This window comes from Archangium sp. Cb G35 (assembly GCF_001896145.1).
Taxonomy (GTDB): domain Bacteria; phylum Myxococcota; class Myxococcia; order Myxococcales; family Myxococcaceae; genus Archangium; species Archangium violaceum.
In genome coordinates, this window is the sequence record NZ_MPOI01000002.1 from 978,859 (window position 1) to 993,275 (window position 14,417).

Sequence of the window (14,417 nt, forward strand, 5' to 3'; positions counted from 1 at the left end):
GGCGACATCCGCATTTTCCCCTTGAAAAAGTACCGCCCGGTGCGTTGCAGCTCGTGAATAAACGGAAGTGATTGGACTCCCCGGCGATAGTTGATGCCGCGCGTGTGCTTCCGCGGGGGTACGCCGTACCCGGTCCAAGCAGGGTGAATGCGTCACTCCCCCAGGTGCTCACCACCAGGCACCTGGGGGCCAGGCAGAGGGGGCTCCATCAACGAACGTGACGCGCGTCCGTGCGCCCCGGCACCGCACTCAATACAGCAACGAGCGAATGACGGTGGTCGAGTACGTGGGGACTCCTCCAGCCCCCAGCTGGCCGGAGTGGTTGGAGCCCCAGCCCCACGCGGTGCCGTCCGAGAGCACCGCCAGCGAATGGTGGTAGCCCGCGGCCACGGCCACCACTCCGCTCAACCCCTGCACCTGCACCGGAACCATGCGCCCGCTCGTGGTGCCATCCCCCAGCTGGCCGTAGTAGTTGGCGCCCCAGGTCCACGCGGTGCCGTCCGAGCGCACCGCCAGCGAATACGAGAGGCCCGCGGCCACGGCCACCACCCCGCTCAACCCCTGCACCTGCACCGGCACCATGCGCCCGCTCGTGGTGCCATCCCCCAGCTGGCCGGAGTGGTTGGAGCCCCACGCCCACACGGTGCCGTCCGAGCGCACCGCCAGCGAATGCCCGGGGCTCGTGGCCACGGCCACCACTCCGCTCAACCCCTGCACCTGCACCGGCACCCAGCGGTCACTCGTGGTGCCATCTCCCAGCTGGCCAGAGGAGTTGTCACCCCAGGCCCACACCGTGCCGTCATGACGCACCGCCAACGAATGGTTGTAGCTCGCGGCCACGGCCGCCACCTCGCTCAACCCCTGCACCTGCACCGGTACCCAGCGGTGGCTCGCCGTGCCATCCCCCAGCTGGCCTTGGGCGTTGTAGCCCCAGGCCCACACGGTGCCGTCATAACGCAGCGCCAGCGAATGGTAGGAGCCCGCGGCCACGGCCACTGCCCCGCTCAACCCCTGCGCCCGCACCGGCACCATGCTGGTGCTCCCAGTGCCATCTCCGAGCGCGCCGTAGGAGTTGTCACCCCAGGCCCACACGGCGCCGTCATAACGCACCGCCAGCGAATGCATTTCGCCCGCGGCCACGGCGACCGCTCCGCCCAGCACCGTCATCGGCTGGTTGATCGTGGATCCATCTCCCCCGGCGTAGTTGGGGCCCGTGGTCCAGACGATGCCATCTGGGCGCAATGCCAGAGAATGATTTTCGTTGGCCGAGAGACGGGATCGCGACTGCGAGGCCCCCAGAGGAGCGTCGAGCCGTGCTTGCTCCCCGGACTCGGCTGTTGGCTGACCACAGCCCACCCCCATCAGCGCTCCGAACCAGACTCCCAGCAGTCTAGACACCCATCTCCCTGTATTGCGTTGCATTTCATGGCTCCTGGTCAAATCGGTGATGAAGCGCACAGCGCGCGTGGGGACGCGGACTGATTCATTTTGTTCAGCCGCAGGAGCGTTTTCGTTTTCTCAAAAGCAGCGCGAGGCTTCGAGACGCTCCCGCACCATCCAGAGGCGGACGGGTTTCTGGATGACTTCTGTCATCGCGATACTGGCGCCACCGGAATTTGATGAAGTGACTGTACACGGTCAGGCCACGAGTGATGCCTCGAAGAGCGCTGCCCCCGCTCTCAAAAAGTGCGCATGCTCTCTCAAGAATCGAGGCGGATGGGATTGGGTCAGCCAGCACGGATGGTTTTGGAAGACTCAGGGGAACCCCCTAGACGGAACCCCCTAGACGGAACCCCCTAGACCGGAAGCCATGAGCGACGCCCGGAATGCAATCATCCAGTTTTACAGGAAATGCCTGGAAAAGCAGTTTTGATTTGAAATTGAATAGCCGGCAGTGCTAGTAAGGCATTGGCTTCGGCCAACCCCAACACAAACCAATCAGGAGAAGTCCATGACGAGGAACGTAAAGCGTTTCCTGGCTGCCTCTGTGCTGTCCCTCACGCCGTCGATGGCTTTCGCCGGGCAGGTTGAGTCCAGCTTCTTCCTGGACCTCCTCTCCCAGCGTAACGAGTTCGTCACCCTCCGGGAGGGGGCGGTCCAGATTCCCGTGCTGCGCGACGCGCCGGCGGCGTCCATCGCCCCCGCCGTGGAGACCCTTCTCGTCCTCAACCAGACCGGCGCCAACATCTCCCTGGGCCTCCAGGTGTTGACGGGGACGCTCAACGGCGTGTTCAACCCCTACCCCGTGCCCACCGCCAACTATGGCGGGTTCCAGGTCAGCGCCCCCGCCCCCACGCCGCTGGTGGCCCAGCAGTACTACTGGACGGTCGATCCGGCGAACCCGGCCGGCGCGAAGACGTGTGTCTGGCGGGTGGAGGTCAGCGACGTAGGCGGTTCCTGCTCGGCGCAGGTCTTCTACGGCACCTACGGCGGCGCCGTCTGCACGGTCGATGCGGTCAACTCCTTCATCGACCCCACCACGTGCGAGACGCAGATCGTCACCGTCATTCAGTGAGCTGAGCCGCCGGTGAGCTGAGCCGTACACCGTCTGGGGTGGCTGCGCAGACAGCCACCCCGGGCGGGAGGGTTTGTGGATGTTGCCAAGAACATGGTCCGATCCAATCGCGCTGGAGCGCCTCCCGGAACAGTGACGAACCGCAGACGGAGCAGAAGCCGCGACGCGCCTTCTCGGACGACTGGAACCCGAGCCCCGCCTGGAGGGTCGGCCTGGGATGGGCGAGAACAGGACCTGGTGGCCTATGCTCCCGGGATGCTTCTCCCCGCCCGGGCTCCCGATGCGTCCTTCGCCCCTCTCGTGCTCGATTCGGACGAGCCCCGGTCCCGCCGCTTCCGCGTGAGCGAGCTCGCCGGCTCCACCACGAGGGGCGGCCTGCGCTGTTCGGGCAGTGCCCAGTTCTCCCTGGCGGGATGGGAGGACGTCCAGGAGCGGCTGGGCCGCCCTGCTCCCGAGCACCTCTACGTGCTGGATCTGCGCCAGGAGTCCCATGGCTTCCTCGACGGGTCGGCGGTCAGTTGGTACGCCCGGCACAACTGGGGGTGTGTGGGGCTCGCGCGGCACGAGGTGCTCCAGCTCGAGGCCTTGCGGCTGCGGCTGCTGGAGGGTGGGAATCCCGTCTGGGTGGGCGATGCCCGCGCGGTCAAGGAAGGCACCGGACCGGTTCTCACCGAATACAAGCCCGAGCAGGTGCGCACGGAGGAACAGGCCCTGGGCCTGCCCGAGGGCCACTACGTGCGGATCCCCGTCACCGACCATCTGCGCCCCGATGACGCGGCACTCGACCTCCTCGTCCAGTTCGTCAACACGTTGAGGGACGGAGCGCATCTGCACGTCCATTGCCGGGGCGGAAAGGGACGCACGTCCTTGTTCCTGACCTTGATCGAGCTGCTCTGGAGCGCGGAGCCCCTGGAGCTCGATGCCCTCCTCGAACGCCAGCAGCGGCTGAATGACTACGACCTGCGCAAGCGGCCCGCGCCGGACAGCTACAAGGCGCCCTTCGCGCCCGAACGGATGGAGCTGCTCACGCGCTTTCACGCCTATGCCCGCGCCCATCCAGGAGGCGGCTCGCAGACCTGGACGCAATGGCAGCACACGCCATGAACGAGCGGCCGCCCATGCCGCTGTGCATGGACCCGCGAACCGATATTCTATATCATCGCCATCCTGCCCCTGGACCCCCGTCCACGGCCCACACCACGACCCACATCACGAGAGGCCCACATGGCCCCCAAGCTCATCATCCAGGCGGGAAACATGACCGGCGACATGTTCGGCGTCGCCGCCGCGCTCCTCCTCTGCAAGGATTATCATGTCGTGCTGCTCAGCGAGGGCTCCAAGCGCGACAAGACGGACTCCCTCAGGGACTTCTATGTGGCCACTCTGGGCGGGAACCGGGACCGAGTCCATGTCCTGAGAAACTTGCAGAACATCTCGGAGTCGTACACCCAATACACAGCCAGGGCCGACACGCGGCAGCCGCTTCCGTACACTGACACAGAGCCGCCCATTCCCGAGTCCTTACAGGACAAGAATCTCCAGAGCCCGATTTCCGAGGCCACCAGCGCGGTCGCGGCGAACTGGTCGAAAAAGCGGCCTGATGACATCCGCAAGGCATGGAAGAGCAGGTCGTTCGACGAGCAGATCAAGCGGTACCTTGACAAGCGGGGAATTCCCTACAAAGGCGGACAGTCCTACGCCATCCTCTGGTCGCGCTTCAGTGGCAAGAAGGGCGGGCCCCATGCACAGCACGACACGAGCTTCGAGGGAATGCGGCAGCTCGTCGCCCTGGCGCGGAAGTCGAAACGGATCGTCCTCATCGTGGGAGACCACAACCCCTCCCGCTCGTCGGAGAACAAGTACAAGTGGCTGGAGACCATGGACAAGGAAGGTGTTTTCGACCTCGCCGAGTTCTGGATGACGCTCGACTGGAAAACGGTCTGCCCAGACGATCGGATGGCCCAATTCGCTCTGTTCGACTTCTTGCACGCGCAATCCAATGGCAATCTCAAGCACCTTGGCTTTCGCAGCGGAAACCTGGAGATCTATGCCTTGCTCGGGCATCAGGTCCGCTACATGGAAGAGATCGGAAACCGGGAAACCAAACGCATGCTGCGTTGGAAGAAGCTCGGCTACGAGCTCATCACCGTCAGCAAGGTCCCGAGCAAGACGGGCCAGTGGGTCGTCGCGGAGAACATCAAGAACAAGGAAAAAAACAACAGACACGAGGCGAAGCCGCCCTGGATCAATGACGAGAACAAGCGCAAGGAAGAAAGCATCGACCCCAACGCCACCCGCGGTTTCAATTTAGAAGACCTGAAGAAGCTCGAGGCCTACTTCCAGGACCCGTCCTCGAACGACCAGCTCATCCAGAACCTGGCGGACATCCAGGAGTATTACGCGGCAGCCGAGCAGCACGATCCGTGGCCCAGAGGCCAGAAGTGAGCGGCCGCCCCGCCCCTCTCCCTGGGAGAGTGGAGACCCTCCACACCCGGCTCGCCTGATGGCGGCCGGGGCCTTGCTACTTCCAAGGGGTGAAGCGTTCTACGCGGCGGACCGTCCAGCCTCCGAGCCGGTCGGGGACACGGAGAGGGGCAGCGCCTCCAAGCCGCGCAGGCCGATGTTGGGACGCCAGCGCAGCTTCTCCGCCGGTACCGCCAGGTCGAGGCGAGGGAAGCGCCGCAGCAGCGCGGGAATGGCGACCCGGGCCTCCAGCCGGGCAAGCGGGGCACCCAGGCAGTAGTGGATTCCGTACCCGAAGGACACGTGGCGATTCGGACTGCGGGTGATGTCCAGCTTGTCCGCGTTGGGGAACGCCGTCTCGTCCAGGTTCGCCGAGGCGATCAGCAGGGTGACCGCGCTGCCCTGGGGAATGGGGACGCCCGCGATCTCCACATCCTCCTTGGCGAAGCGCGGCGCCACGACCCCCACCGGGTTGGTGAAGCGCAGCATCTCCTCGATGGCGCTGTCGATGAGGTCAGGCTGCTCGCGCAGCTTCTGGAGCTGCTCGGGATGCCGCACCAGCTCCAGCACGCCGTTCCCGATGAGGTTCACCGTCGTCTCATGCCCGGCGAAGAGCAGGAGGAAGACCATGGAGATGAGTTCGTCCTCACTGAGCCGGTCCCCGCCTTCCTCGGCCTGCACCAGCGCCGTCACCAGATCATCCCCCGGCTGCTCGCGGCGCAGTTTCACCAGCTTCCGGAGGAACCCGTTCAGCCGGAGCATGTTGGGGTAGTTTCGGATGAACGAAATGGGGCTCACCGCCGAGGAGTCCAGGACCTTGGTGATCAGCCCGCGGAAGAGGATGCGGTCGGACTGGGGGACGCCGAGCATCTCCGCGATGACGGTCAGCGGCAGGGGCAGCGCGAAGTCCTCCATGAGGTCCACGACCGGCTTCCGGGCGGCGGCATCCAGCAGGTCTTCGGTGATCTGCTCCACCCGCCCGTTCAGGTTCTCGACCATGCCGGGGGTGAACGCCTTCTGGACGAGGTTGCGCAGGCGGCGGTGATCCGGCGGATCCTTGAGCACCATGCTGGAGACGAGCAGCCTCAGGATGGCCGGCATCCACCACCGGTCCATGGAGGAGCCACCGGGGACATTCCGGCGGTCATTGGCGAACCGTGGATCCTTGAGGACGCGGACGACCTCCTCGTACCGGGGGAGGACGAAGCCCTTGCCGAAGAGGTCCATCGAGTGAAGGACCGGCCCCAGTTTCCGCAGCTTCGCGTAGACGGGGATCGGATTGGCTCTCGCCTCCAGGGCCTTGAATTCGCGTTGAAGGTCGACGCGCGCTGTCTCCACCATGTTGAACCCGCCTGTCCGTGGCCCCAGCGTGGGGCGGTTGGTGGGTTGGTTATGCGCGACGGGTCCGGCCGGCACCAGGGCCCACATTGCGGTGAAAATTGACCGGGCTCAGCCGCCCGCCTGACGGTGTCTCTCGCGCCAGGCCCGGGGCGTCATCCCGTGCGCGCGCCGGAAGCCGCGGACGAACGAAGTGGCATCCGAGTAGCCAACCTGGCTGGCGATCGACTCCACGCTCGTCGTCGTCTCCAGCAGGCGGCGCCGCGCCTCGGCCATGCGGTGTTCGCGGAGCCAATCGCCCACGGTCAGCCCGGTCTCCTCGCGCACCGCCGTTGCGACGTACGAGGGCGTCCGGTCCACCGCCGCCGCCACGTCCGCCAGTGAGATGGGTTCCAGGCTGTGGGCCGCGACGAAGGCGAGTACCTCCCGCACCAGCCTGCCCGGCGATGGCACATGCCCAGACGCGTGCTCGCGCGCCTCGCGCTGGAGCTCCGTCAGCAGCAGCGTGAACAGGGAGCTCGTCGCGCGCTCAAAGCCCCACTGCCGCTCGCGCAGCTCCGCGTCCAGCGCGGCGATGAGGCGCTCGATTCGCTGGCGCCGCGCCTCTCCGAGCAGGAGCCTGAAGGACCACCGGGCGGCGAGGCTGTTTGCCAGGTCCGCCGCCGAAGGCCCTCCTGTCACAGGGGTGCGGCCCGGCGGCTCCGTCTCCAGCGAGCTCAGCAGCGTGGGGTCGAAGGCCACCAGCCAGCCCTCCAGCTCACCCACGTTGAGGGCGTGGATCTCCACCCCCGCTGGAATGAAGTGGATTTCCCCCGGGCGCACGTCCACCAACTCCAGGTGACGGCCGCATCCCTTGCCGCCGGTGACGAGGAAGAAGAGAGCGAAGGTGGCGACAACCGGCTCGTGCGAGGACGAGAGCGTGCGGCTGGCGATGTGGTTGACGTGGAGCGGGAGTCCCCGGGCGCCGAGCGCCGCCAGCGTGAGGATGCGGTGTCGCGGCTTTCGGGAAGAGGGGGGCATGGAAGCAGCCTACGCCGCACGGGGGCACGGCGCGTGGCTGACGCGGAGCGTTCCGCCGGACGGCATCGTACACGCGCCAGGGAGCTGGACCGGCAGATGGGTGCCATACCCCGACCCGAACAGAATACGGGTTACCCAGTACATGGATTGGAGTGACCGATACGTGAGTTCAAACCCTTTCGGATCGTGCCGGTCATGCGCGGAGGCCGGCCGGTGTGCCCACCACCGCGGGCGCCGCGCGAATTGAAATCAGCCGGGGGCGCGAGTAGGGTGTAACTCCCCTCGCGCGGTGGCTTGCGCGAGGCTGTCCACACGCCGTGCAATGGATCCAACGGATCCCAAGGAGTCGTGGCTATGAACAGCAATGCCTCGCAGTCTCCCGAAGCAGTGCGGCCCTTTGCGCGCGTCACCGCGTGCGAAGTCGCTCCGTCCGGACAGGACCTGAATGAAGAAGGCTTGTTCCTGACCATCTACACCGATCCCGACCGGCCCGAGCCGGAGATCGGCGCCCTCGGCTGAGCTGGGTACATCCCATCCAATCTCGTGCGCGCCCCGCTTCTAGCGGGGCGTGTGCTTTCTAGACCTGCCAGGACGCGCCCATGCCGCGCAGCGTGCTGATACTCGCTCCCCCCACCGATCCCCACGCGGCCGCGCTCGATTGGGCGCTTCGCCGGCAAGGCATCATTCCGCTCTGGACGCCCTCGCTGCCGACGGGACCGGACACCGGCTATGCCTTCCGCATCGATGAGGAAGGCGAACGCTTGTCTGGCAAGATCGCCGGTGGCGAACACTTCGGCGCGATCTGGAACCGCCGGCTCGAAGACCCCGCGCCGGTGTGTGCGGAGGCGGACCGGGCCTTCGTGACCTGGGAATGGAAGCTGTTCCAGCGCAACCTCTTCGGCCTGGAAGGCACCTACGGCAACGCGCTCTGGGTGAATCGCCCGGAGGCCGCGCAACGGGCCGAGAACAAGCTGGCGCAACTGCACGCCTGCCGCCGGCTCGGTCTGGCCTTTCCCGAGACCGTGGTGACCAACGACGCGGAGCAGGCCGACGCCCTGCGCAGGAAGTGGGGGCGGATCGTCTTCAAGTCCTTCCTGATGCACCAGTGGGAGCATCGCGAGAGCGGCAGGAAGTACGCGGTGGGTGTCACCTTGCTGGACGAGCGCAGCGAGCTGCCCGCCGACGCCATTGCCGTCTGCCCCGGCATCTACCAGCGCTACATCGAGAAGGCGTGCGATCTGCGCGTCACCGTGATCGGCGAGCGCTTCTTCGCGATGAGCCTGCGCAAGAGGGCCGGCGATGCGTACGTCGACTGGCGGCCGCATAGCCAGGATCCCGGAATGCGCGCCGAGGCGGTCGCGTTGCCGGCGGCGGTCGAGGACAAGCTGCGCGCGCTGATGCGCGAGCTGGGCCTGGTGTTCGGCTGCATCGACCTGGCGGTGGACCGGCAGGGGGAGGTCTATTTCATCGAGGTCAACCAGGCGGGCCAGTTCCTGTTCGTGGAGGACATGGTGCCGGACCATCCCGTGTTGCAGGCGATGACGGCCATGCTGGCCAGCGGGCGGACGGACTACGACACCGCCGTGCCGGCCGCGGTGACGATGGAGGCGTTCAGGGCCTCCGATGCCTATGCCGCGTTGAAGGAGCGGGTCCGGGGGAAGACGCCCGACCGGCGGCTGTTCTCGCTGGAATAGCCCCGGGCCTTCCGCCCAACATCTCGGCGGAGTAGACGGTCAATCGCGGCAATCCGGCTGCACGCCGAGTTCCTTCGCCGCGTCGCGCACGACGTACTTCCGCGGCCAGTCCATGAGGAATGGGTAGCCGGGGCCCTGCTGCTTACGGTCGTGCCACAGGAGCTTGCCGTCCTCCGAATAGTAGAGCCGATGCTCGACGGTGGTGTCGTTGACCGCGCCCGTGCGACCAAAGGCAAAGCGCAACCGGCCCTTCTCGTCATAGTGGTGCTCCAGCCTGTAGGCCGAGTCGTCCGAGCCCCCGTCGACCACGAACTTGCGGATGCGTCCCTGGGCATCGACGAAAGCGGTCCGCTCCATCTGCCGGCTCGGCAACTCACATGCTGGCAACTCCTTGGTGACGAAGTTCCCCGCCTTGAGTTCCGCTTCGTTCCCCTGGAACAGCTTGCGGATGTCCACGATGGCCGGGTGGTTGTGCCAGTTCTTCTTCGTTACCGGAGACACCACCTTGTCGGCCGCGGACGCGGGCACCGTGACGAAGATGCAGCCCGCGAGCAGTGCGAGGGTCCCGATTCGCTCGAGCATGCGGCGAGTCTGCCACACCTCGTGTGCCACGAAGAGGGCTCTCCTCCGAACAGGCAACCTCGGGCAGCGGGGCGATTCCAGCAGCGAGGAGCACCTGATAACCTTGGGTGATGTCTTCCCGCGCTCTCGCCCTTGTCGTGCTGTTCGCCTCGGCCCTCTGACCGTTGCATGCACTGGCCTGCAGCAACTCGATGGACTCCAGCGCTGTCTTCACCTCGAACACCGTCTGGCTCGACCTGGTCCTCTGGACCATGGGCGCGGTGTTCTTGAACCGCGTGGTCATCGCGAACGTGTGGGGCCCCGCCACCGCGTCACCGGCCGGAGCGTCATGGGCTCGCCGGTTCTTCTTCCTGCTCGTCGGCGCGTGTCTGGTCCTGCTGGTGGCCACGGTCACAGCCGGTGGTCCCGTCCTCAACCTCAGCGCGAACAAGATGTCCGAGTGTTTGACGAACCGCTCGATGCTCTGGGTGTTGATGGCCAGTCCCGCGGGTGGTCTTCGTCCTGCAAGCCGTGCTCTTCCAGAAGTGGGACCAGAAGTTGTTTGGCGGCGATAGGAAGGCCGCCCTCGTGACGCTGGTGCTCACGTCGATGGTTCTGGCGGGAGGGGTAGATCTGGCCCGTGAGTCGGTGGTTCTTCCCGCCCTCTGTGGGTCCTCGGGCATCGTCTTCGGAGACGACGCGTACGACTGAGCCGCCTCCGGAAACTCCCTCATGGCCTCTCGCGCCCTCTCGCTCGCATATCTGGCTGGCACCGCGCTTCTGCTGGTGACGGCCGGTGGCGGCTTCCTGCTCGCCCGCGATGCCGATGTGCTGGCCCTGCGCCTGCCCACGAGGATCCTCGCGCCTACGAAGCGCTCGATCGAGGGGCCGCGGGACGCCGTGGAGTACTTCCAATGCAATCGGTGCCACGTGGTGCCCGGCATCGAGCCGATGTCGGCGCCCCTGAGCGAGAACTGTGTCACCTGTCACCAGGCCATCACCGCCGGGCGGCTCGATCTCTGGTATCAGAAAGCACACGTCGAGCAGTGGAAGCAGCACCTCACGCACCTGGTGCGGACCCCGGACCTCGGCTCGCTCGGCCAGCGGGTCAAGCGACGCTGGCTCGTCGATTGGCTCCAGGCGCCGCATGTGGTGAGGCCCCTCTATGGGGCCACCATGCCCAAGCTGAAGATCGGTCCGCGGGAGGCCGCGCTCATCGCCGACTTCTTCGCGGTGACCGAGGAGGAGTCCGGGGAGCCCCCGCGAGGTGATGCGGTGGCCGGGCGAGCGCTCTACGAGAAGAGCCAGTGCGCGAGCTGTCACTACCGCGGGGACTCTCCGCTCGCGGCCCTGCGCTACGGTGCTACGGAGTTCCGCAGCCCCTCGGCCCGGAGGCGAGCCCCTGACCTGCGGTATGTGCGCAGCCGCATGTCGCTCTCGCAGCTGCGGAACTGGCTGGTCGAGCCGCGCCGGCTCCTCCCCGATACCGAGATGCCCTCCTTTCCATTCACTCCGAAGGAGGTCGAGGATCTGGTGGCCTTCCTGAGTGAGCCGCTGCCCGAGCCTGTTGCCGTGCCGCGTCCCGCATACAAACCACGACTGCTCGAGCGCGAGGTGCATTACCCGGAGGTCGCGCAAAAGCTCTCGCGCCACCTCTGCTTTCACTGCCACTCCGACAGGAACCGGCCGGGTGACCAAGGTCCAGGCAATACAGGTGGGTTTGGCTACAACGGCGTCTTGCTCGATCTCGCCACGCGGGAGGGCATCCTCCGTGGCGTCAAGCGCGATGGCCAGTTCCGCGGGTTCCCGGATCGTCTGGAGGACGGGACGCCCCGGCTGATCGCCAGCCTCCTCGCCCGTCACTCCGAGCTGGACGGGCACTATGACTCGGCGGTGATGGGCATGCCCCTGGGCTTCCCGCCCATTCCCGACGAGGAGATCGATCTGATCCATACCTGGATCGAGCAGGGCGCCCCCGAGCAGGCGACGCAGGTGTTCTGATCCGCGCCTCGGAGTGAAGGCCGCAGCTGATGGGGCCGCGGCCTCTCACACCTTGCCTGTGGCAGAGGCTACAGCTGGTACCACGACCCATTGCAGGTGGAGCCGTTGAATGCGTAAGGCTGCATCCGGGCCTGGGACACCTTCCCGTTGAGGCCGTTGTGGCGACACCAGCGGAGCGAGTAGGCCGCATTGTTCACGGGATCCTCGAAGGAAGAGACGCAAAGCTGCGGGGCGTACTCATTGATGACGATCTCCGCCCAGTCATCATCGTGGGCACCCGAGGGGCTGTCGTAGACCCGGATGATCGTCCCCGCGGGCATCCTGAACACCATCAGGGACTTGGCCTCGTCATTGACCCAGCCCGAGCCGCTGCTGTTGGGCATGATCATGGCCGTGTTGTTATAGGTATACCAGCCGACCTGAGTACCATTAGGGCAACCCGTGCTCGACCAGAAGGTGATGACGGGAGGGTCGACGAGCGCGCTGACATCCGTCTTCTGCTCGGAGTTCGAGAGCGCCTTTCCAGTCTCGTTCGCGGCGATCTCGGACTCAGGACCGCAGGCGGTCGCGAACAGCGTAAGGCACAGCAAACCAGTTGGACGGTTCATCGGATGTCTCTCCTCGGATGGATGGAACGCATGAAGACCCTGCGCCGCCTTTCCTGGCGTGGCTGGGGCACACCGGCGTTGTCCGGGATGCGAAAGCCACAGTAGAGAGTGACGCGGGCGTTCGGGGGGCCTTGCAGCACACCGCTCTGCCGGTGCAGTGGACCGGCCTGCCACTCCCGTGAACCGGCCGCGCAACGAAAAGAGAACAGTTGAGCTCGGACTACTCCGCCTCCGCCGCCCCTCCGCTCCTGCCCTCTCCCTCGACATCGCCCCTATCCTGCCTATTCGAGCGCTGGTCCAGGGGCAGCAGCCGAGTAAGCCTCCGGTCCAGCCCATGGTGTCGGCCACCGAGGAGCGTGGCACGGTGGCCGCGTGATGGACGGCACATCGACAAGCCTATCGCTGCTGAGCCTGCTGCTGGGCCCACGCCTCGGGGAGGAGCTCCGCGAGGCGGGAGGCGGGGAATCGGGTATCGCCGAGCTTGGGCAGCACGTCGCGGAAGTAGGCCCACGGGTCCATGCCCAGCCGGTAGCAGCTGAGGACGAGGGAGTAGACGTTGGCGGCCCGGTGTCCGGCCGCGTCGCTGCCCAGGAAGAGCCAGTTCTTGCGCCCGAGGACAATGAGCTTGATGAGGCGCTCCACCTCCCCGTTGTCCACCGGCAGACGCCCGTCCTCGAGGAAGCGGCCGAGGGGGACAGAGCGGTTGCACGCGTAGGCAATGGCCTTGCCCAGAGGCGTCTTGGGGGGCACGTGCGGGGCCCACTGCGTAAGCAAGCCGAAGAGTTCCTCGTATACAGGCAGACTGTGCGCGAGGCGCAGGGTAAGGCGCGCCTCGGGAGAGAGCCCCTCCTCCTGAGCCTGCCGCTCCACGGCGTACAGCTTCTGGACGAGCGTGAGCACCGTGCCGCCGCGAGCGTCGCCGGCCACGTAGGCGCGCTCGAAGCCACGCCGGGCGTGCATCCAACAGCCCACCTCAATGCGTGGGGAGGTGGGGCCGAAGAGGGCCTCGTAGCCTTTGTAGCCGTCCACCACCAGGTAGCCCCGGAAGTCGGCCAGCACCCCTTGGGGGCCCTTGCCACTCCAGTCGGGGGTGTACTCCACGAAGACGTTGCCGCCCTGGCCCACGTACGGCCAGAGGTGTCCGCGCTTGACGCCGCGGGCATCCTCCCTGTCCAGCACGCGCACTCCGGTGTCATCGGTGTGCAGCAAGGCGTCCGCCAGCGTGCGCTGCTTGAGCTGCGCCACCACGGGCGACAGCAAGTCACTGGCCCCGGCCACCCAGTCGCCCAGAGTGGAGGCGGGCAGCCTCACACCGTGGCGTTTGTCGAAAATGGCCTGCTGGCGGTGCAGGGGCAGCCCGTCGCGGTACTTGCCCACCAGCAGCTGCGCCAGCAGCCCCGGGCCGGGCAGCGCTCCCGGCAGTGGCGTCTCACCAGCGGGCGCGGCGGCCACCCCCTCCTTGCAGCGCTGGCACGTAAGCTTCGGGCGCTTCTCCACTCGCACGAAGAAGCGCGCCGGCTCCAACTCCAGCCGTTGGCTTATCTCCTCGCCCATAGGCGTGCGCTGTTGGCCGCAACCCGGGCAGACGCACTCCTCGGCCGTTGGCTGCACCAGCACCTCTCGCCTCTCCAGGTGCGCGGGCAGGGCCTGGGCGCCGCGTAGGGGCGGACGCTTGGGTGGCTTCCTCGGTGCGTCAGCCGGCGGGGCCGCCGGGGCGGCTGCCTGTGCGCCGTCGGCGGTGGCGGGCACGGCCTCTGGCTCGGCGGACTGCTGCTGCGTGAGGAATGAGAGCAGGAGTTGGAGCTGATTGGCGGCAGTCTTCTCACTGCGCCGCCCGTACAGCTGCCGCAGTGCCTCCTTGAGTCGCACCACCGTGGAGCTGTGCTCCTCGCGTAGCCGGCCCAACAGGCCCAACAACATCTCAATGGCCTGCTCGCCGCGGTCCTCCGTCAGCAGCTGCAGCATGTAGGCGCGCACCGCCTCCATGTCATCCCCCTCGAAGGCGGGCGGCTGGGCTTCTTCCCGCTGGCCCCTCTCTTCTTCGCTCCTGACGGCGGAAGTCATGCGCGCCTTGCCTATGCACGAAGTCATGCCCGGCGCGCAAGCGCGGACTCAGTGCACCTCGCCTCTCCGTACCGCGCTGCTGGCCTCCACCAGCGACAGCAGCTCCGAGAGCTGCCGTACCTCCAGGTGCACCGCGGCCTGGCCCTCCACGGG

At 66.6% G+C, this 14,417-nt stretch carries 14 protein-coding genes; 8 read left to right on the top strand and 6 right to left on the bottom strand.

Translation table 11 applies throughout. The features are described from left to right. Window positions 1–249: 249 nt before the first annotated feature. Complete coding sequence (locus BO221_RS10460) at window positions 250–1,242, bottom strand: hypothetical protein (RefSeq protein WP_073560216.1); 993 nt, start codon at window positions 1,240–1,242, stop codon at window positions 250–252. A gap of 709 nt (window positions 1,243–1,951) precedes the next feature. Between BO221_RS10460 and BO221_RS10465 the strand changes: the two genes are divergently transcribed. From BO221_RS10465 to BO221_RS10475, 3 genes are all read left to right on the top strand, one after another. Continuing rightward, window positions 1,952–2,515, top strand: a complete 564-nt coding sequence (locus tag BO221_RS10465; protein ID WP_073560217.1) for a hypothetical protein — start codon at window positions 1,952–1,954, stop codon at window positions 2,513–2,515. 255 nt (window positions 2,516–2,770) lie between these two features. Beyond that, window positions 2,771–3,619 (top strand): hypothetical protein, encoded by an 849-nt coding sequence (locus tag BO221_RS10470; protein WP_073560306.1) that lies wholly within the window; start codon window positions 2,771–2,773, stop codon window positions 3,617–3,619. A 120-nt stretch (window positions 3,620–3,739) separates the two neighbouring features. Beyond that, window positions 3,740–4,960: a hypothetical protein gene (locus BO221_RS10475; protein ID WP_073560218.1), complete on the top strand. Its 1,221-nt coding sequence runs from the start codon at window positions 3,740–3,742 to the stop codon at window positions 4,958–4,960. A 99-nt stretch (window positions 4,961–5,059) separates the two neighbouring features. Here BO221_RS10475 and BO221_RS10480 read toward each other — a convergent pair whose 3' ends face one another. Then, window positions 5,060–6,319: a cytochrome P450 gene (locus BO221_RS10480; protein WP_073560219.1), complete on the bottom strand. Its 1,260-nt coding sequence runs from the start codon at window positions 6,317–6,319 to the stop codon at window positions 5,060–5,062. 108 nt (window positions 6,320–6,427) lie between these two features. Beyond that, window positions 6,428–7,336 (bottom strand): AraC family transcriptional regulator, encoded by a 909-nt coding sequence (locus BO221_RS10485; protein WP_073560220.1) that lies wholly within the window; start codon window positions 7,334–7,336, stop codon window positions 6,428–6,430. A gap of 354 nt (window positions 7,337–7,690) precedes the next feature. Between BO221_RS10485 and BO221_RS54810 the strand changes: the two genes are divergently transcribed. Then, a complete protein-coding gene (locus BO221_RS54810; protein ID WP_158079814.1) occupies window positions 7,691–7,855 on the top strand; it encodes a hypothetical protein in 165 nt (54 codons plus the stop codon). An 80-nt stretch (window positions 7,856–7,935) separates the two neighbouring features. Beyond that, window positions 7,936–9,030 (top strand): RimK family alpha-L-glutamate ligase, encoded by a 1,095-nt coding sequence (locus BO221_RS10490; RefSeq protein WP_073560221.1) that lies wholly within the window; start codon window positions 7,936–7,938, stop codon window positions 9,028–9,030. A gap of 39 nt (window positions 9,031–9,069) precedes the next feature. On the opposite strand, the gene BO221_RS10495 is transcribed toward BO221_RS10490, so the two are convergent. Next, a complete protein-coding gene (locus tag BO221_RS10495) occupies window positions 9,070–9,612 on the bottom strand; it encodes a hypothetical protein (RefSeq protein WP_143195362.1) in 543 nt (180 codons plus the stop codon). A 191-nt stretch (window positions 9,613–9,803) separates the two neighbouring features. On the opposite strand from BO221_RS10495, the gene BO221_RS53575 reads away from it, so the two are divergent. Genes BO221_RS53575 through BO221_RS10505 form a run of 3 tightly spaced genes read left to right on the top strand, consistent with a single transcriptional unit; the run spans window position 9,804 to window position 11,592 of the window. Continuing rightward, complete coding sequence (locus BO221_RS53575; RefSeq protein ID WP_143195363.1) at window positions 9,804–10,166, top strand: hypothetical protein; 363 nt, start codon at window positions 9,804–9,806, stop codon at window positions 10,164–10,166. Window positions 10,167–10,179: 13 nt separating this feature from the next. After that, window positions 10,180–10,302, top strand: a complete 123-nt coding sequence (locus BO221_RS57055; protein WP_255408444.1) for a hypothetical protein — start codon at window positions 10,180–10,182, stop codon at window positions 10,300–10,302. 21 nt (window positions 10,303–10,323) lie between these two features. After that, window positions 10,324–11,592 (top strand): c-type cytochrome, encoded by a 1,269-nt coding sequence (locus BO221_RS10505; RefSeq protein ID WP_073560224.1) that lies wholly within the window; start codon window positions 10,324–10,326, stop codon window positions 11,590–11,592. Window positions 11,593–11,660: 68 nt separating this feature from the next. On the opposite strand, the gene BO221_RS10510 is transcribed toward BO221_RS10505, so the two are convergent. Then, window positions 11,661–12,200: a hypothetical protein gene (locus BO221_RS10510; protein ID WP_073560225.1), complete on the bottom strand. Its 540-nt coding sequence runs from the start codon at window positions 12,198–12,200 to the stop codon at window positions 11,661–11,663. A gap of 396 nt (window positions 12,201–12,596) precedes the next feature. Further along, window positions 12,597–14,264, bottom strand: coding sequence for an IS66 family transposase (locus BO221_RS10515; RefSeq protein WP_073560226.1), 1,668 nt, complete (start codon window positions 14,262–14,264; stop codon window positions 12,597–12,599). Window positions 14,265–14,417: the final 153 nt, after the last annotated feature.